Origin of the sequence: Ornithinimicrobium cerasi (assembly GCF_003702705.1) — a bacterium.
GTDB classification, from domain to species: Bacteria; Actinomycetota; Actinomycetes; order Actinomycetales; family Dermatophilaceae; genus Ornithinicoccus; species Ornithinicoccus cerasi.
In genome coordinates, this window is the sequence record NZ_QZMN01000002.1 from 273,989 (window position 1) to 293,438 (window position 19,450).

Sequence of the window (19,450 nt, forward strand, 5' to 3'; positions counted from 1 at the left end):
CTGTCAGGCGCTCGTGCGTCGGTTGGTGGCCAGCAGCGGGTGCAGGTAGCGACCGGTGTGGCTGGCGGCGTGGGCCGCCACCTGCTCCGGCGTCCCCTCCACGACGACGGTGCCACCCCGGTGCCCGCCCTCGGGCCCCATGTCCACGATCCAGTCGGCGGACTTGATGACGTCGAGGTTGTGCTCGATGACCAGCACCGTGTTGCCCTTGTCGACGAGGCCCTGGAGCACCCCGAGCAGCCGGCTGATGTCCTCGAAGTGCAGCCCCGTCGTGGGTTCGTCGAGGACGTAGACGGTCCGCCCGGTCGAGCGGCGCTGGAGCTCGGCGGCCAGCTTCACGCGCTGCGCCTCGCCCCCCGAGAGGGTGGTGGCCGGCTGGCCGAGCCGGACGTAGCCGAGTCCGACCTGGACAAGAGTCGTCAGGTGACGGCTGATCACCGGCACGGCGGCGAAGAACTGCGACGCCTCCTCGATCGGCATGTCGAGCACCTCGGCGATGGTCCGCCCCTTGAAGTGCACCTCGAGGGTCTCCCTGTTGTAGCGCTTGCCGTGGCACACCTCGCAGGGCACGTAGACGTCGGGCAGGAAGTTCATCTCGATCTTCAGCGTGCCGTCGCCCGAGCACGCCTCGCACCGCCCGCCCTTGACGTTGAAGCTGAACCGCCCGGGGAGGTAGCCGCGCACCTTCGCCTCGGTCGTGTCCGCGAAGAGCCTGCGGATGTGGTCGAAGACCCCGGTGTAGGTGGCGGGGTTGCTGCGGGGCGTGCGCCCGATGGGGCTCTGGTCCACGTGCACGACCTTGTCCAGCTGGTCGAGCCCCTCGACGCGCCGGTGGCGGCCCGGGACGTGGCGCGCGCCGTTGAGCTGGTTGGCCAGGACGTGGTAGAGGATGTCGTTGACCAGCGTGGACTTGCCCGAGCCCGACACCCCGGTCACCGCGACGAGGTTGCCGAGGGGGAAGGACACGTCGATGTCGTGCAGGTTGTGCTCGCGCGCACCGCGCACGGTGACGACCCGTCCGTCCTGGGGCCGGCGCTGCGACGGTGTCGGGATCGCGCGACGCCCCGAGAGGTACTGCCCGGTCAGGGAGGTGGGGTGGGTGAGCAGGTCGGCGACGGTGCCGCTGTGGACCACGTGCCCGCCGTGCTCACCGGCGCCCGGCCCGATGTCGATCACCCAGTCCGCCGTCGCGATCGTGTCCTCGTCGTGCTCGACGACGATGAGCGTGTTGCCGAGGTCGCGCAACCGGGTGAGGGTGTCGATGAGCCGGTGGTTGTCGCGCTGGTGCAGCCCGATGCTCGGCTCGTCGAGCACGTAGAGCACCCCGACCAGTCCCGAGCCGATCTGGGTGGCCAGGCGGATGCGCTGCGCCTCTCCCCCCGAGAGGGTGCCGGAGGGTCGGTCCAGCGAGAGGTAGTCCAGGCCGACGTCGAGCAGGAAGCCGAGCCGGGCGGCGATCTCCCGGTTGACCTGGGTCGCGATGGACGCCTCGCGGGGGGTGTACTCGACGGCGGCGAGGAACTCCGCGCAGGCGTCGATGGGCAGCGCGCAGACCTCGGCGATGCTGCGCCCCCCGACGAGCACGGCCAGGATCTCCGGCTTGAGCCGGGCCCCCTTGCACGTGGGGCAGGGCACCTGACGCATGAGGCTCTCGTAACGGTCCCGGCTGCTCGAGGACTCGGTCTCCGCGTGCTTGCGCTTGACGTACGGAAGGACCCCCTCGAACCCCGTGGAGTAGCTGCGCTCGCGGCCGAACCGGTTCTTGTAGCGCACGTGGACCTTGTGCCCGTAGCCGTGCAGGATGGCGTCCTTGGCGCGTGCGGGCAGCTGACGCCAGGGCACGTCCAGGCTGAACTTGAGGTCGTCGGCGAGGCCGCCGAGGACGCGCCGGTAGTAGTCGTTCAGCCCTGCCGTCGTCGACCACGGGATGATGGCCCCCTCCAGGATCGACGTCTCCTCCCCGCGGATGACGAGCTCGGGGTCCACCTCCAGCTCCGCGCCGATGCCGGTGCAGGCGGGGCACGCCCCGAACGGGCTGTTGAAGGAGAAGCTGCGCGGCTCCAGCTCGTCGACGCTCAGCGGGTGGTCGTTGGGGCAGGACATCCGTTCGGAGAACCGTCGCTCCCGCGGCAACGGGCGACCCTCGGCGTCCGTGGGTGGCTCGCCGTCGCCCCCCACGGCGGCCACGTCGACGAACTCCGTGACGACGAGGCCGTCGGTGAGCCGCAGCGCGGTCTCGACGGAGTCGGTGAGGCGCCGGGCGTAGGAGGCGTCGACCGCGTGGTCCGCCCCGGCCTTCGCGACCAGGCGGTCGACCACGACCTCGATGGTGTGCTTGCGCTGCTTCTGCAGCGTCGGGGGCGAGGACAGGGGGACCACCTCACCGTCCACGCGGGCCCGGGAGAAACCAGCACCCTGCAGCTCCTCGAACAGGTCGACGAACTCCCCCTTGCGACCGCGCACGACCGGCGCGAGCAGCTGGTAGCGGGTGCCCGCGGGCAGCTCGAGCATCCGGTCCACGATCTGCTGGGCGCTCTGCCGCTCCACCGGCTCCATGCACACGGGGCAGTGCGGCCGGCCGACGCGGGCGAAGAGCAGCCGGAGGTAGTCGTAGACCTCGGTGATCGTCCCGACGGTCGACCGGGGGTTGCGGTTGGTGGACTTCTGGTCGATCGAGACCGCCGGGGACAGCCCCTCGATGAAGTCGACGTCCGGCTTGTCCATCTGGCCCAGGAACATCCGCGCGTACGCGGAGAGGGACTCCACGTAGCGGCGCTGGCCCTCGGCGAAGATGGTGTCGAACGCGAGGCTCGACTTGCCCGAGCCGGACAGGCCGGTGAACACGACCAGCGCGTCGCGCGGCAGGTCGACGGACACGTCCTTGAGGTTGTGCTCGCGCGCGCCCTGGACGTGGATCCGGTCGTGGCGGGGGCGGGGCACGGTGGTGGCAGCTGGCACAGCACCACTGTAGGTCGCTCCTCCGACACACCCCGAGTCGAGCGTCTATACATGCAGGCCTCTGCATAGGTATGCTGCGCGCACTCCTCTGCGTCGGGTCACCGGAGCCCCCGCGCGCCCACGCCGGCGCCCCTCCCCCGGGGCGCCCCGTCAGAACGGTGGTCGGAATGCCTCTGTCCCCCACCCCGCTGCGCCCGGTCCCCGGCGTCTCCCCCCAGGGCCTCTACGACGGCGCCCACGAGCACGACAACTGCGGCGTCGCCTTCGTCGCGACGCTCGACGCCCGGCCGCGCCACCAGATCGTGGCCCAGGCGCTCACCGCGCTGCACAACCTCGACCACCGTGGAGCAGTCGGGTCGGAGGTCAACACCGGTGACGGTGCGGGGATCCTCACGCAGCTGCCCGACGCCTTCCTCCGGGACGTCCTGCCCTTCGCGCTGCCGGAGCCCGGCGCCTACGCCGTCGGCATCATCTTCCTGCCGACGGAGGGGACGGAGGAGGTCGCCCGGCAGGTCGAGCAGCTCGTCGAGGAGTCCGGCCTGCTCCTGCTGGGCTGGCGGGAGGTGCCGGTCGTCAGTCACATGGTCGGGCCCACCGCCCTGTCGGTCCTGCCCGTCATGCGTCAGCTCGTCGTCGCGGCCGGCGGCCCCTCCGAGGGTGAGTCAGGTCTCGCGCTGGAGCGGCGGGTGTGGTTGTGCCGCAAGCGGATCGAGCGGCGCACGGAGGCGTACCCCGTGAGCCTGTCCACCCGCACCATCACCTACAAGGGCATGCTCACCACCGATCAGCTGCCCGCCTTCTTCCCGGACCTCGTCGACGAGCGCTACGCGAGCGCCCTCGCCGTCGTCCACTCCCGCTTCTCCACGAACACGTTCCCCTCGTGGCCGCTCGCCCACCCCTACCGGGTCATCGCCCACAACGGGGAGATCAACACCGTCAAGGGCAACCGCAACTGGATGAACGCCCGGCAGTCGCGCCTGGAGAGCCAGGACTTCCCGGGGCCGTTGTCGGACGCGCTGCCCGTCTGCACGCCGGACGCGAGCGACTCGGCGACCTTCGACGAGGTGCTGGAGCTGCTGCACCTGGGCGGGCGCTCCCTGCCCCACGCCGTGCTGATGATGATCCCCGAGGCGTGGGAGAACAACGCCGACCTGGACCCGCAGGTCCGCGCCTTCTACGAGTACCACTCCATGCTCATGGAGCCGTGGGACGGCCCGGCGAACCTCGTCTTCACCGACGGCAACGTCGTCGGGTCGGTGCTGGACCGCAACGGACTCCGCCCCTCCCGCTACTGGGTGACCGACGACGGCCTCGTCGTCCTCGGCTCGGAGTCGGGGCTGCTGCCGATCCCCGAGGAGAAGGTCGTCCGCAAGGGCCGCGTCAAGCCGGGGCGGATGTTCCTCGTCGACCTCGCCCGGGGGGAGATCGTCGACGACGAGCAGCTCAAGCGCGACCTCGCGGCCCGCCAGCCGTACCAGGAGTGGCTCGACGCCAACCTCGTCCACCTGGACTCGCTGCCCGATCAGGTGCACGTCCGGCACAGCCACGCGTCGGTCACCCGCCGGCAGCAGATCTTCGGCTACACCGAGGAGGAGCTGCGCGTCATCCTCGCCCCCATGGCCCAGGCCGGGGTCGAGCCGCTGGGGGCGATGGGCACCGACACGCCGATCGCCGCGCTGTCGGACCGGCCGAGGCTGCTCTTCGACTACTTCGTCGAGGCCTTCGCGCAGGTGACCAACCCCCCGCTGGACGCGATCCGGGAGGAGATCGTGACCTCCCTCATGGGGTCCTCGGGACCCGAGCTGAACCTGCTCGAGGAGACGCCGGCGCACGCGCGGCAGGTGGTCCTCGACTTCCCGGTCATCGACAACGACCAGCTCGCCAAGCTGCGCCGGCTCAACATCGCGGGCCACCCGGACCTCGGCTCCACCGTCGTGCGGGGGCTCTACCGGGTCGACGGTGGCGCCGACGCGCTGGAGGCGCGCCTCACGGAGATCTGCGCCGAGGTCGACGAGTCGGTCGCCCGCGGCGACTTCTTCGTCGTGCTCTCCGACCGGCACGCGGACCGGGAGCACGCGCCGATCCCCTCCCTTCTCCTCACCAGCGCGGTGCACCACCACCTGGTCCGCAACAACACGCGGACCCGCGTGGGCCTCCTCGTCGAGGCGGGCGACGTGCGCGAGGTGCACCACGTCGCCACGCTCGTCGCCTACGGGGCGGCCGCCGTCAACCCCTACCTGGCCATGGAGTCGGCGGAGAACCTCTGCTCCTCGGGCCAGCAGCTGGACGGGCTGGACCCCGACGTCGCCATCCGCAACCTGATCAGGTCGCTGGGCAAGGGCGTCCTGAAGGTGATGTCCAAGATGGGCATCTCCACCATCGCCTCCTACCGGGGGGCGCAGACGTTCGAGGCCGTGGGGCTCTCCCGGGAGGTCGTGGACCGCTGGTTCACCGGCACCACGAGCCAGATCGACGGTGTCGGCCTCGACGTGCTGGCGGAGGAGGTCGCGCTGCGCCACCGCGTCGCGTACCCGCTCTCCGGGATCACCCCCTACCACCGCCAGCTCGACATCGGTGGCGAGTACCAGTTCCGCCGTGAGGGGCCGCCGCACCTCTTCAGCCCTGAAGCCGTCTTCCGTCTCCAGCACGCCACCCGGGAGCAGCGCTACGACGTCTTCCAGCAGTACAGCCAGCTGGTGGACGACCAGTCCGAGCGGCTGATGACGCTCCGCGGCCTGTTCAGCCTTCGACCCGACCGTGAACCCGTGCCCGTCGACGAGGTGGAGCCCGTCAGCGAGATCGTCAAGCGGTTCGCCACCGGCGCCATGTCCTACGGCTCGATCTCCCAGGAGGCGCACGAGACGCTCGCCATCGCGATGAACCGGTTGGGCGGCAAGTCCAACACCGGCGAGGGGGGTGAGGATGTCGACCGTCTCCTCGACCCTGAGCGCCGGTCGGCGATCAAGCAGGTCGCGTCGGGCCGGTTCGGCGTCACCTCCGCCTACCTGGTCCACGCCGACGACATCCAGATCAAGATGGCGCAGGGCGCCAAGCCCGGCGAGGGCGGCCAGCTGCCGCCGGGGAAGGTCTACCCCTGGGTGGCGAGGACCCGGCACTCCACGCCGGGCGTCGGTCTCATCTCCCCACCGCCGCACCACGACATCTACTCCATCGAGGACCTCAAGCAGCTCATCCACGACCTCAAGAACGCCAACCCCCGGGCCCGGATCCACGTCAAGCTGGTCAGCCAGGTCGGGGTCGGCACCGTGGCGGCGGGGGTCGCCAAGGCCAAGTCCGACGTGGTGCTGATCTCGGGCCACGACGGGGGCACCGGCGCCAGCCCGCTCACCTCGCTCAAGCACGCCGGCACCCCCTGGGAGCTCGGCCTGGCCGAGACGCAGCAGACCCTCCTCGTGAACGGGCTGCGCGACCGGATCGTCGTCCAGTGCGACGGCCAGCTCAAGACGGGTCGAGACGTGCTCGTCGCCGCCCTGCTGGGTGCGGAGGAGTTCGGCTTCGCCACGGCCCCTCTCGTGGTCTCCGGCTGCGTGATGATGCGGGTCTGCCACCTGGACACCTGCCCGGTCGGGGTCGCGACCCAGAACCCCGAGCTGCGCGAGCGCTTCACCGGCAAGGCCGAGTTCGTGGTGACCTTCTTCGAGTACGTCGCCCAGCAGGTGCGCGAGCTGCTCGCCTCGCTGGGCTACCGGTCCGTCGAGGAGGTCGTCGGGCGGGCCGACCTGCTCGACACCAGCGCCGCGGTCGAGCACTGGAAGGCCCAGGGACTCGACCTCACCCCGGTCCTGCACATGCCCGAGATCCCCGAGGGCGCCGCGCGGCGGCACACCACGGACCAGGACCACGGGCTCGCGGTGGCGCTCGACAACCGCCTCGTGGAGGCGGCCGGACCGGCGCTCGCCGACGGCACGCCCGTGCACGCGGCCTTCGAGGTCACCAACGTCAACCGCACGGTCGGGACGATGCTCGGCCACCACGTGACCGCCACCGCCGGACCGGACGGGCTCCCGGACGGCACCATCGACCTGACCCTCACCGGCTCGGCGGGCCAGTCCCTCGGCGCGTTCCTGCCCCGGGGCGTCACCCTGCGCCTGGTCGGCGACGCCAACGACTTCGTGGGCAAGGGCCTCTCGGGCGGCCGGATCGTCGTCCGGCCCCCGGAGGCCGCGCCGTTCCGGGCGGCCGAGCAGGTCATCGCGGGCAACGTCATCTGCTACGGCGCCACGTCCGGGCAGGTCAACCTGCGCGGCGTGGTCGGTGAGCGCTTCTGCGTGCGCAACTCCGGCGCGACGGCCGTCGTCGAGGGTGTGGGTGACCACCCCCTGGAGTACATGACCGGCGGGCGGGCGCTGATCCTGGGACCCACCGGACGCAACGTCGGCGCCGGTATGTCGGGCGGCACGGCCTTCGTCCTCGACCTCGACCCGGCGCGGATGAACCCCCTGGCCATGCGCAACGGTGACCTGCACGTGTCCCCGCTGCGCGGCACCGACCACCTCGAGGAGGTCCGCCACCTGCTCGCCGAGCACGTCGAGCTCACCGGCAGCACGGTGGCCGCCCAGCTCCTCGCCGACGAGACGTGGCCGGACCGCGTCAGCGTCGTCACCCCCCGTCAGTACGCCAGCGTCCTGCGGATCCGTCGCGAGGTCGAGGACCGTGGCGACGACCCGAACGGCCCCCACGCCTGGCAGCTCATCCTGGAGGACTCCCATGGCTGACCCGACCGGCTTCCTCACCCACCGCGAGCGCGAGAACCGGCCCACCCGGCCGGTCCCGGTCCGCATCCTCGACTGGAAGGAGGTGCACGGCGAGCAGGACACGAAGGTGCTGCAGCGCCAGGCCAGCCGCTGCATGGACTGCGGCATCCCGTTCTGCCACACCGGCTGTCCGCTGGGCAACCTCATCCCGGAGTGGAACGACCACACCCGGCGCGCCAACTTCGCCGAGGCGATCGAGCGGCTGCACGCGACAAACAACTTCCCCGAGTTCACCGGCCGGCTGTGCCCCGCGCCCTGCGAGACGGCGTGCGTCCTCGGCATCAACCAGCCGCCCGTCACGATCAAGCAGATCGAGGTCTCGATCATCGACCGGGCCTTCTCCAACGGGCGGGTCAAGCCCGAGGAGCCGGAGTGGCTGAGCGGCCGGACGGTAGCCGTCGTGGGGTCCGGGCCCGCGGGTCTCGCGGCAGCCCAGCAGCTCGGTCGCGCCGGGCACACCGTCGTCGTCTACGAGCGCGACGACGCCGTCGGCGGGCTGCTGCGGTACGGCATACCGGAGTTCAAGATGGAGAAGTCGGTCCTCGACCGCCGCCTCGTGCAGCTCCGGGGCGAGGGCATCCGCTTCGTGACCGGTACGACGATCGGGGGGGACGGGCCGGCCGACCTGTCACTGCAGGACCTGCGGGACCGCTTCGACGCCGTGGTCCTCACCACGGGCTCGACCGTGCCCCGCACGCTCGGGGTCCCGGGGGCCGACCTCGACGGGGTCCACGCGGCCATGGACTACCTGGTGCCGGCGAACCGGGAGGCCCTGGGTGCACCCCGGGGCATCGACGCCGCCGGCAAGGACGTGGTCATCATCGGCGGCGGCGACACCGGTGCGGACTGCCTGGGCACCGCCCACCGCCACGGGGCCCGCAGCGTGGTGCAGCTGGAGATCCTGCCCACCCCGCCGTCGGAGCGGCCGTCCTCGCAGCCCTGGCCGACGTACCCGATGCTCTACAAGGTGTCCGAGGCTCACGAGGAGGGCGGTGAGCGGTCCTACGGCGTGTCGACGCTGGAGGTCCTCGGCGAGGACGGGAGGGTCAGCGGGCTCCGTCTCGCCGACGCCCGCTTCGTCGACGGGCGGGTCGAGATCGTCGCGGGGACCGAGCGCGAGGTGCCGGCGCAGCTGGTCCTGCTCGCCATGGGCTTCGTCGGTCCCGACGAGTCCGCCGCCCCGGCGGCCGATCTCCCCCGCACGTCCCGCAACACCTACGAGCGGGACGACGCCTTCGCCACCCCGCTCGAGGGGGTCTTCGCCGCCGGGGACTGCGGTCGCGGCCAGTCCCTCATCGTCTGGGCGATCGCGGAGGGACGGGCGGCGGCGGCCTCGGTGGATCGCTATCTGACCGGACACACCACCCTCCCTGCGCCGATCCGGCCCACGGACCGGCCGCTCACGGTCTAGGGCGGGCCGACCTCGGGCGGAGGCAGGGGCGGGTCGCGGTCGGCCGCTCCTGCCTAGACTCGGGCCATGAGCCACGACAGCGACCGCGTCGGCCACGTCTCGCCCGGCGGGTCGGCCTGGGGTCTCCCCCTCCCGGGAGCGGTGGTGACGAAGTTCAGCGTCTCCACCATGGACAACAACGTCTACCTCGTGCGGTGCACCGCCACGGGTGAACGGCTGCTCGTGGACGCGGCCGACGACCCGGGTCGGATCCTCGCCGGCCTGGACGACGACGCGCGCGACGGGGGGCGCGGGCTGAGCGGCATCCTGACCACCCATCGCCACGCGGACCACCACCGCGCGCTGCCCGAGGTCACCCGTGCCACCGGGGCCCCGACGCTCGCCGGCTCCGACGACGCCGACCACCTGCCCGTCCGGGTGGACGTCCGGCTCGTCGACGGGGACGTGGTCCGCGTGGGTGACCTGATCCTGGACGTCATCGGTCTGCGCGGTCACACCCCCGGCTCTGTGGCGCTCGCGCTCAGCGCCGCCGGCGACGTCCCACGCACTGTCCTGCTGACCGGTGACAGCCTCTTCCCCGGAGGGCCCGGCAGGACCACCACCCCGGGTGACTTCGTCTCCCTCATGGACGACCTGCAGGCGCGCGTCTTCGACGTGTATGACGACGATGCCCTCGTCCTGCCGGGTCACGGCGACAACACCTGGCTCGGTGCCGAGCGTCCGCAGCTGCCCGAGTGGCGGGCCCGCGGCTGGTGACCGACCTCGCGACGCCGGAGCGGCGCCTGCCGCACCCCGTCGTCCTCGTCCTCGTGGCCGTGGTCTCCGTGCAGTTCGGGGGGGCCCTCGCGGCGACCCTGCTGCCTCTGGTCGGCGTGTTCGGGTCGGTCGCCCTGCGGCTCGCCCTGTCGGGCCTGCTGCTGTGGGTGGTGGTCCGTCCCCGGGTCCGGGGCCGGAGCCGCCAGGACTGGCTCGTCGTGTCCCTCTTCGCCGTGGCGCTCACGGCGATGAACCTGACGTTCTACGGGAGCCTGACCCGGCTTCCGATCGGCGTCGCCGTCACGATCGAGTTCCTCGGGCCGCTGGCGCTCGCAGCCGTCCTCTCCCGCCGGCCGCGGGACCTGCTGGCGGTCGCGTCCGCGCTCGTCGGGGTCGTGCTGATCTCGGGGGCCGTCGGCACACCCTGGGCGGAGCTGGACCTGGTCGGGATCGCCCTGGCCGGCACGGCCGGCGTCTGCTGGGCCGCCTACATCGTGCTCAGCCGCCGCACCGGGGCGCGGTTCGAACGGTTGGACGGGATAGCGCTCTGCCTGGCCATCGGCGCCGTCATCGCCGTGCCGGCCGGTCTCCTCACCGCCGGGTCGGCCCTGTGGGAGCCTGAGTCGCTGCTGCGGGGCCTCGGGATCGCGTTGCTGTCCTCGGCCATCCCGTACTCGCTGGAGCTGCTCGCCCTGCGGCGCCTCACCGCCGGCACCTTCGGGGTGCTGCTGAGCCTGGAGCCCGCGGCGGCCGCGCTGGCGGGCCTGCTGGTGCTGGGCCAGGTGCTCAGCGTGGTGCAGCTGGTCGGCATGCTCCTCGTCGTGACCGCCAGCGTCGTGGTCCTGGGCCGACCGAGCGGCTCCGGGGCCGACAAGGGGGCCGATCCTGGTGACGGGGGCCACCTGGTCCCCGACACCCCGGCGTGACCACCGGGGCTCAGCCCCTCCCGTCCGGGTCCGAGCCCGCCCTGCCCTCGCTGCCGGTCCCGGCGTTCGTGGTGTCCTGGGGCGCTGCCGCGTCACCGGTCTTCTCCGCCGGTCGACGACCGGAGGACGAGCCGTCCTCGGGCCGGTCGTGGTGGTGCTGGCTCTCGCCGAAGAGACTGACGTCGTCGAGGTGGAGCCGGTCGGCTCCCTCCGGGTCCACCAGCCCGGCCCTGACGTCCCGCCGGGTCTTGAGCAGGCTGGCCACGGCCGTCACGGCGAGGATGCCCACGATCGCGCCGAGGGAGAGCCAGATCGGGATCTCCGGCACGTCGAAGTGCTCGCCGCCGTTGAGGAACGGCAGCTCGTTCTCGTGCATGGCGTGCAGGATCAGCTTGATGCCGATGAAGGCCAGCAGGACGGCCAGGCCCAGCCCCAGGTAGACCAGGCGCTTGAGGAGGTCGCCCAGGAGGAAGTAGAGCTGTCGCAGCCCCATCAGGGCGAAGACGTTGGCCATGAGGACCAGGTAGGGCTCCTGGGTGAGGCCGAAGATCGCCGGGATGGAGTCCAGGGCGAAGAGCAGGTCCGTGGTGCCCAGGGCCAGGATGACGATGAACATCGGGGTGAGGACCCTCTTGCCGTTCTCCACGACGCGCAGCTTCGTCCCCCCGTCCCACGACTGGGTCACCGGGAAACGCTTCTCCACGGCCCGCAGGAGGGCGTTCTCCTGGTACTCCTCGTCCCCGTCGTCGTCGTGCGCGAGGTTCTCGCGGGCGAGCTTCACCGCGGTGTAGATGAGGAACGCACCGAAGATGTAGAACACCCACGACCAGCGCTCGATCGCGGCCGCCCCCACGAGGATGAAGATGGCCCGCATGACCAGCGCCATGACGATGCCCACCATGAGCGCGAACTGCTGGTACTTCCTCGGCACGCCGAACTTGGCCATGATGATGAGGAAGATGAACAGGTTGTCGATGGACAGGGAGTACTCGGTCAACCAACCGGCGAAGAACTCGCCCGCGAGCTGCCCCCCGCTGGTGACCAGGACACCCAGTCCGAAGAGGATCGCCATCCCCACGTAGATGGACAGTGCCACCGACACCTCACGCCGCGACGGTTCGTGCGGGCGACGCCCGAGCACGAGAAGGTCGAACGCGAAGATGGCGGCGATCACGACGAGTGTGAGGATCCAGACCCACGAGGGGACGGTCATTCCAGCACCTTCCGGTCAGTTCTGCGGACCGGAGGTCTCTCCCGCACCGCAGACCCACGGGGGGCCTTCCCGGTGCCGGCTCCCCGGGTCCGGTCGTGGCACGACCGAACCGTCCTGACGAGGACGCCGCCGGGGATACTCCCCTCCGATGGACGTCGTCCATTTTGACACAGCCGCGCGGGCCGTCGAGCCAGCCCGGCCCGGACGGTCACCCGGTGGCTTCCCGCATCTGCCGCAGCTCCTTCTTCAGCTCACCGATCTCGTCCCGCAACCGGGCCGCGAGCTCGAAGTGCAGCGTCGTGGCGGCCTCGTGCATCTGGTCGGTCAGCTCGTGGATCAGCTGGGCCAGCTCGGTCGCCGGCATGTCGTCGGTCGAACGCCGGTCGAGAACGCTCGTGCCCACCGCCGCCGCCGCGCCCCGACCCCTGCCCGTGCCCCGGGACTGCCGCCGGCCGCTGCCCATGAGCGACTCGGTGTCCGCGTCCTCCCGCTCGAGCATGTCGGTGATGTCCGCGATCTTCTTGCGGAGCGGCGTCGGGTCGATGCCGTGGGCGGCGTTGTAGGCGAGCTGCTTGTCGCGACGCCGGTTCGTCTCGTCGATGGCCTCCTGCATGGAGGGGGTGACGCTGTCGGCGTACATGTGCACCTGGCCGGAGACGTTGCGGGCCGCCCTCCCGATGGTCTGGATCAGCGAGCGGGCGGAGCGCAGGAAACCTTCCTTGTCGGCGTCGAGGATGCTCACGAGGGAGACCTCGGGCAGGTCCAGGCCCTCGCGGAGCAGGTTGATCCCGACGAGGACGTCGTACTCCCCCAGCCGCAGCTCCCGCAGCAGCTCGACGCGACGCAGCGTGTCGACCTCGGAGTGCAGGTAGCGGACGCGCACGCCCTTGTCGAGGAGGTAGTCCGTGAGGTCCTCGGCCATCTTCTTGGTGAGCGTGGTGACGAGGACCCGCTCGTCCCGGGCGGTCCGCTGGCCGATCTCGTGCAGCAGGTCGTCGATCTGGCCACGCGTCGGCTTGAGCACGATCTGGGGGTCGACCAGCCCCGTCGGCCGGATGATCTGCTCGACGGCGCCGTCCCCCTTGGCCAGCTCGTAGCTGCCCGGCGTGGCGGACAGGTAGACCGTCTGCCCGATCCGCTCGAGGAACTCCTCCCACTTCAGCGGCCGGTTGTCCATCGCGCTGGGCAGGCGGAAGCCGTGCTCGACGAGGGTGCGCTTGCGGGACATGTCACCCTCGTACATCGCCCCGATCTGCGGCACGGTGACGTGCGACTCGTCGATCACCAGGAGGAAGTCCTCGGGGAAGTAGTCGATGAGGCAGTTGGGGGCCGAGCCGGACTCGCGCCCGTCGATGTGCCGGGAGTAGTTCTCGATGCCCGAGCAGGACCCGACCTGCCGCATCATCTCGATGTCGTAGGTCGTGCGCATCCGCAGCCGCTGGGCCTCGAGCAGCTTCCCCTCGCGCTCGAACCGCGCCAGCTGCTCCTCCAGCTCGCTCTCGATCCCGCCGATGGCCCGCTCCATGCGCTCGGGGCCGGCGACGTAGTGGGAGGCCGGGAAGACGTACATCTCCTGCTCCTCCCGGACGACCTCACCGGTGACCGGGTGGAGGGTGTACAGCCGGTCGATCTCGTCACCGAAGAACTCCACCCGCAGCGCCAGCTCCTCGTACTGCGGGATGATCTCGACGGTGTCCCCACGGACCCGGAACGTGCCCCGGGTGAAGGCCATGTCGTTGCGGGTGTACTGCATCGTCACGAAGTTGCGGAGCAGCTGGTCGCGCTCGATCGTCTGCCCCACCTTGAGGCGGACCATGCGGTCGACGTACTCCTGGGGCGTGCCCAGCCCGTAGATGCACGAGACGGACGCCACCACGACCACGTCGCGGCGGGTCAGCAGGCTGTTGGTCGCCGAGTGGCGCAGACGCTCCACCTCGTCGTTGACGGAGGAGTCCTTCTCGATGTAGGTGTCCGTCTGCGGGACGTACGCCTCCGGCTGGTAGTAGTCGTAGTAGCTGACGAAGTACTCGACGGCGTTGTTCGGCAGGAGCTCACGGAACTCGTTGGCCAGCTGGGCGGCGAGCGTCTTGTTGGGTGCCATCACCAGGGTCGGGCGCTGCACCTGCTCGATCAGCCAGGCCGTGGTCGCGGACTTGCCGGTGCCGGTGGCGCCGAGGAGCACGATGTCCTCCTCGCCCGCGTTGACGCGCTCGGTGAGCTGGCCGATGGCCGCCGGCTGGTCGCCGCTGGGCTGGAACTCCGAGATGACGCGGAACGGGTTGACCGTTCGCTGGAGGTCGGTGGTGGGGCGCATGTCACCACGCTAACGCCGCGCGCCGACATACCCTTCCCGGCGGAGCCCGCCGTCGGCCGCCGTCCGCCCGGCACGCCGACGGGCCCGGCTCCCCCGAGGGGGAACCGGGCCCGGAGGCACCCCGGCGGCCGGGGCGTCGGCTCAGTTGCCGGTGAGCTTCTCGCGCAGGGCGGCGAGAGCCTCGTCCGAGGCGAGCGTGCCGGTCGCCTCGTCAGGCGTCTCCGAGGAGTAGGACGTCGACGCCGGGGCGGCAGCCTCCACGCCGTCCGAGGACTCGACCGCGTTGGCCGCAGCCTCGACCTGCGCCTTGTGCGCCTCCCAGCGGGAGTGGGCGTCGGCGTACTCCTTCTCCCACTTGTCGCGCTGGGTCTCGAAGCCCTCCAGCCAGTCGTTGGTCTCCGGGTCGAAGCCCTCGGGGTACTTGTAGTTCCCCTGGTCGTCGTACTCGGCGGCCATGCCGTACAGGGTGGGGTCGAACTCGTTGGCGACAGCCTCGTTGGCCTGCTTGAGCGACAGCGAGATCCGACGACGCTCGAGGTCGATGTCGATGACCTTGACGAAGACCTCGCCACCGACGGTGACGATCTGCTCCGGGAGCTCCACGTGGCGCTCGGCCAGCTCGGAGATGTGCACCAGGCCCTCGATGCCGTCCTCGACGCGCACGAACGCACCGAACGGGACGAGCTTGGTCACCTTGCCCGGCACGACCTGACCGATCGCGTGGGTGCGCGCGAAGGTCTGCCACGGGTCCTCGAGGGTCGCCTTGAGCGACAGCGACACGCGCTCGCGGTCCATGTCGACGTCCAGGACCTCGACGGTGACCTCGTCGCCGACCTCGACGACCTCGCCCGGGTGGTCGATGTGCTTCCAGGACAGCTCGGACACGTGGACCAGCCCGTCCACGCCGCCGCCGAGGTCGACGAACGCACCGAAGTTGACGATGCTGCTGACGACACCGGACCGGACCTGGCCCTTCTGCAGCTCGCGCAGGAAGGTCGTGCGGACCTCGGACTGGGTCTGCTCGAGCCAGGCACGACGGGACAGGACCACGTTGTTGCGGTTCTTGTCCAGCTCGATGATCTTCGCCTCGATCTGCTTGCCGACGTAGGGCTGCAGGTCCCGGACCCGGCGCATCTCCACCAGGGAGGCGGGCAGGAAGCCACGCAGGCCGATGTCGAGGATGAGGCCGCCCTTGACGACCTCGATGACGGTGCCGGTGACGACGCCGTCCTCCTCCTTGACCTTCTCGATCGAGCCCCAGGCGCGCTCGTACTGGGCGCGCTTCTTGGACAGGATGAGGCGCCCCTCCTTGTCCTCCTTCTGGAGGACCAGGGCCTCGACCTCGTCGCCGACGGAGACGACCTCGGAGGGGTCGACGTCGTGCTTGATGGCCAGCTCGCGGGCGGGGATGACTCCCTCGGTCTTGTAGCCGATGTCGAGCAGGACCTCGTCCCGGTCGACCTTGACGATGACACCCTCGACGATGTCGCCGTCGTTGAAGTTCTTGATCGTTGCGTCGATCGCTGCGAGCAGCTCTTCCTCAGTGCCGATGTCGTTGATGGCGATCTGGGTGGGCTGCTCGGCCGTAGTGGCAGTCATGTAGTAGGGGCTCCGATTGTGGACAGGCTGGTGAGATGGACAGTTGCAGCTGGCTCGGGGCATGCAGAACGCACGCTACGCGCCCCGCCATCTTAGGTGCTGGGGCCAGCACCGTCAAAGACGGTCCGGCAGGATGGCGGGATGACCACACCGCCCACCCCTGACCGGGTCAGCCGGCGCCCGGTCTCCCACGAGGAGTCCGTCCGTGCGGTGCGTTCCTGGTGGGACGCGGAGGCCGAGTCGTACCACGCCGAGCACGGCACCTTCCTCGGCGACGCCAGCCTGACCTGGGGGCCCGAGGGGTGGACGGAGGAGGACCTGGGCCTCCTCGGGCCGGTCGCCGGTCGCGACGTCCTGGAGGTCGGTGCGGGCGCCGGCCAGGGCGCGCGCTGGTGCGCCGCCCAGGGCGCGCGTGCGGTGGCGACGGACCTGTCCGCGGGGATGCTGCGCGTGGCCCGCCGGATCGACGCCGCGACCACTGCCCCGCCAGGTATGGCGACCGGCCGGCCGGTCGGGTACGTCCAGTGCGACGGAGCTCGCCTGCCGTTCCCGGACGCCTCGTTCGACCTCGTCATCACGGCCCACGGCGTGCTCTCCTTCATCCCCGACCTCCAGGACGCCCTGGACCAGTGGGCCCGGGTGCTCCGGCCTGGTGGACGGTGCGTCGCCTCAGTCTCGCACCCGTTCCGCTGGGCCTTCCCCGACGTGCCGGGACCGGAGGGGCTCACGGTCGGGTTCAGCTACTTCGACCGGCGCGCCTACGTCGAGGAGTCCGAGGACGGCGAGGCCACCTACACCGAGCACCACCGCACCGTCGGGGACCTCGTGCGAGCGGTGGCGGCGAGCGGTCTGCGACTGCTGGACCTGGTGGAGCCCGCCTGGCCGGACGGCGGGGACCACGTCTGGGGCGGCTGGAGCCGCCTGCGCGGCGAGCTGATCCCGGGGACCCTCGTCCTCGTGTGCGTCAAGGGCTGACAGCCGATCAAGGTCACGATCCGGACACGGTCGAGCCGAGGCCCGCCCACCCGGGCGCCCGTCGCTTATGCTCCGTCGCAGTCACGCACCATTCCGTGCGTGCAGCACCATCCGTGACCCCCAGGCTGGAGGAGCAGTGCAGCCCACCACCCCCCACCGGGTCCGTCGTCCTGCCCGGGCACCCCTGCACGTGCTCGGGCTGCTGCTGACGACGTTGACCCTGGTCCTGTTCCCCCTGCTCGTCCCTGCCGTCGCGTCCGCGCAGGCCCCGGACGACCAGTCCCAGGTGAACGTCGAGGAGCACGACCAGAACATCGCGATCAACGTCCGCTACGACAACGAGCCGGTGGCGGACGTGCGCGTCGTCGTGACCGGCGGCGGCTACGAGGCAGAGGCGCTCACCAACGACCGTGGCCAGGCCCGGGTCGGCGTCCCGACCACGGACGCCTACGAGGTGCTCATCGACGAGGAGAGTCTCCCGGAGGGCGTCACCGTCACGGGTGAGAACCCGCTGAACGTCGAGTACGGCTCGCAGTTCTTCCAGCCGGCCAACTTCTTCCTCGGCGAGGGAGAACGGCAGACCACCGGCCTGATGGCCCAGTTCGTCGAGCGGCTCGTCAACGGCCTCAACTTCGGCCTGATGCTGGCGCTGGCCTCCATCGGGCTCTCGCTGATCTTCGGCACCACCGGGCTGACCAACTTCGCCCACGCGGAGATGGTGACGTTCGGAGCGGTCGCGGCGCTCGCGCTCGGCGTCTTCGCCGACTGGCCGATCTGGATCGCCATCATCGTGGCGGTGGCGCTCAGCGGCGCCTTCGGCTGGGTGGTCGACGCCGGCATCTGGCGACCCCTGCGACGACGCGGGATCGGCCTCGTCCAGCTGATGATCCTCACCATCGGTCTCTCGCTGGCCGGGCGCTACGTCTTCCAGTTCTTCATCGGCGGCGGCACCTACCAGCTGCCCGGTGCCGGTGGCACGCGCCACCAGATCCTGGGACCCATCCGCCTGAGCACCGTCGACATGGTGAGCATGGGGATCAGCCTGACGGTCCTGCTCCTCGTCGCCTACTGGCTGCTGCGCACCCGCACCGGGAAGGCGACGCGCGCCGTCTCCGACAACCGCTCGCTCGCGGCGGCCAGCGGTATCGACGTGGACGCCGTGACCCGCATCGTGTGGGTCGCCGGCGCCGCGCTGGCCGGCCTCTCCGGCGTGCTGTGGGCCTACTTCCGGCCCGGCATCAAGTGGGACATGGGTGTGCAGATCCTGCTGCTCATCTTCGCCGCGGTGGTCCTGGGCGGTCTCGGGACGGCCTTCGGGGCCCTGCTCGGCGCTCTGGTGATCGGCGTCCTCGTCGAGGTCTCGACGCTGTGGATCCCCTCCGACATCAAGTACGTCGGAGCGCTCGGCGTCCTCATCATCATCCTCCTCGTGCGGCCCCAGGGAATCCTGGGCCGACGAGCACGTATCGGATAACGGAGGCACCGAGATGGACTGGGGCCAGATCCTCAACAACACCGCCAGCTTCATGCTCTCGGCCGAGACGATCGGTTTCATGCTCGCGGCCCTGGGGCTGTCGATCCACTTCGGGTATGCCGGGCTGCTCAACTTCGGGATGGCCGGGTTCATGGCCATCGGCGCCTACGGGTACGCCATCTCGATCCTCAGCTTCGGGCTGCCGTGGTGGGCAGCCATGGGGGTGAGCATGCTGGGGGCGATCGTCTTCGCCGTCGTGCTCGGCATCCCCACCCTGCGGCTGCGTGCCGACTACCTGGCCATCGTCACCATCGCGGCGGCCGAGATCGTGCGCCTCCTGTTCCAGACCCAGCTGTTCGACCGGTGGACCAACAGCGCGGACGGTCTGGGCGGTTACCACGCGAGCTTCCGCGCCGCCAACCCGCTGCCGACCGGCACGTACGGTCTCGGTCCGTGGACCTACACGGAGACGGGCTGGTGGGCCCGGGTCTTCGGCCTCCTCCTCGTCGCCCTCGCGGTCGTCCTGGTGTGGCTGCTCATGCGCAGCCCGTGGGGCCGCGTCCTCAAGGGCATCCGTGAGGACGAGGACGCGGTCCGGTCGCTGGGCAAGAACGTTTTTCTCTACAAGATGCAGGCGCTCATCATCGGAGGTGTGCTGGGCGCGCTGGGCGGCGTCGTGATCGCGCTGCCCTCGGCCGTCATCCCGCAGTACTACCTGCCCAGCCTCACGTTCTTCGTCTGGACCGCCCTGCTGCTCGGCGGGGCGGCGACGATCTTCGGCCCGGTCCTCGGTTCGATGCTGTACTGGATGCTCATGGCCTTCCTCTCGGGGGTGCTCCCCGCGATGGCGGCCGAGGGCTGGCTGCCGATCAGCACGACCCAGGCCGGCAACCTGCGCTTCGTCGTCGTCGGTGTGGCGCTGATGCTCCTCGTGGCGTTCCGGCCCCAGGGGATCCTGGGGAACAAGAAGGAGATGACCTTTGTCAAGTGACGAGCTGGCCCCGGCCCCGCACGACGACCACGAGATCCTCGTCGAGACGCAGGAGGTC

The 19,450-nt window shown here is 70.7% G+C and carries 10 protein-coding genes and 1 pseudogene; 7 read left to right on the forward strand and 4 right to left on the reverse strand.

Annotated features, from left to right (window positions below):
* Positions 1 to 3: 3 nt before the first annotated feature.
* The gene (gene uvrA, locus D4B81_RS03180; RefSeq protein ID WP_237565777.1) at positions 4 to 2,958 is read right to left on the reverse strand and encodes an excinuclease ABC subunit UvrA; all 2,955 of its coding nucleotides are present in this window, start codon (positions 2,956 to 2,958) and stop codon (positions 4 to 6) included.
* Positions 2,959 to 3,125: 167 nt separating this feature from the next.
* Between uvrA and gltB the strand changes: the two genes are divergently transcribed.
* The 4 genes from gltB to D4B81_RS03200 all read left to right on the forward strand — a co-directional run bounded on the left by gltB (position 3,126) and on the right by D4B81_RS03200 (position 10,826).
* Positions 3,126 to 7,694, forward strand: coding sequence for a glutamate synthase large subunit (gene gltB / locus D4B81_RS03185; protein WP_122261043.1), 4,569 nt, complete (start codon positions 3,126 to 3,128; stop codon positions 7,692 to 7,694).
* Positions 7,687 to 9,144: a glutamate synthase subunit beta gene (locus D4B81_RS03190; RefSeq protein WP_122261044.1), complete on the forward strand. Its 1,458-nt coding sequence runs from the start codon at positions 7,687 to 7,689 to the stop codon at positions 9,142 to 9,144. The genes gltB and D4B81_RS03190 overlap by 8 nt, the downstream gene beginning before the upstream one ends.
* 66 nt (positions 9,145 to 9,210) lie before the next feature.
* The gene (locus D4B81_RS03195) at positions 9,211 to 9,900 is read left to right on the forward strand and encodes an MBL fold metallo-hydrolase (protein WP_122261045.1); all 690 of its coding nucleotides are present in this window, start codon (positions 9,211 to 9,213) and stop codon (positions 9,898 to 9,900) included.
* On the forward strand, positions 9,897 to 10,826 hold the full coding sequence (locus tag D4B81_RS03200) for an EamA family transporter (RefSeq protein WP_122261129.1): 930 nt from the start codon (positions 9,897 to 9,899) through the stop codon (positions 10,824 to 10,826). Before D4B81_RS03195 ends, D4B81_RS03200 begins: the two co-directional genes overlap by 4 nt.
* 229 nt (positions 10,827 to 11,055) lie before the next feature.
* Here D4B81_RS03200 and D4B81_RS03205 read toward each other — a convergent pair.
* The 3 genes and pseudogenes from D4B81_RS03205 to rpsA form a co-directional block, all read right to left on the reverse strand.
* Positions 11,056 to 12,039 (reverse strand): annotated as a pseudogene (locus D4B81_RS03205) (TerC family protein); the annotation flags it as partial.
* Between the two features lie 208 nt (positions 12,040 to 12,247).
* The gene (gene uvrB / locus D4B81_RS03210; protein WP_122261047.1) at positions 12,248 to 14,353 is read right to left on the reverse strand and encodes an excinuclease ABC subunit UvrB; all 2,106 of its coding nucleotides are present in this window, start codon (positions 14,351 to 14,353) and stop codon (positions 12,248 to 12,250) included.
* A gap of 141 nt (positions 14,354 to 14,494) precedes the next feature.
* Positions 14,495 to 15,952: a 30S ribosomal protein S1 gene (gene rpsA / locus D4B81_RS03215; RefSeq protein WP_097187556.1), complete on the reverse strand. Its 1,458-nt coding sequence runs from the start codon at positions 15,950 to 15,952 to the stop codon at positions 14,495 to 14,497.
* A 141-nt stretch (positions 15,953 to 16,093) separates the two neighbouring features.
* Between rpsA and D4B81_RS03220 the strand changes: the two genes are divergently transcribed.
* The 3 genes from D4B81_RS03220 to D4B81_RS03230 all read left to right on the forward strand — a co-directional run bounded on the left by D4B81_RS03220 (position 16,094) and on the right by D4B81_RS03230 (position 19,392).
* Positions 16,094 to 16,927 carry a class I SAM-dependent methyltransferase gene (locus tag D4B81_RS03220; RefSeq protein ID WP_122261048.1) on the forward strand — a complete coding sequence of 278 codons (834 nt, stop codon included), beginning with the start codon at positions 16,094 to 16,096 and terminating at the stop codon, positions 16,925 to 16,927.
* A gap of 190 nt (positions 16,928 to 17,117) precedes the next feature.
* Positions 17,118 to 18,401, forward strand: a complete 1,284-nt coding sequence (locus D4B81_RS03225; protein WP_419866231.1) for a branched-chain amino acid ABC transporter permease — start codon at positions 17,118 to 17,120, stop codon at positions 18,399 to 18,401.
* Positions 18,402 to 18,414: 13 nt separating this feature from the next.
* Entirely contained in the window at positions 18,415 to 19,392 is a 978-nt protein-coding gene (locus D4B81_RS03230) for a branched-chain amino acid ABC transporter permease (protein ID WP_122261050.1), read from the forward strand.
* Positions 19,393 to 19,450: the final 58 nt, after the last annotated feature.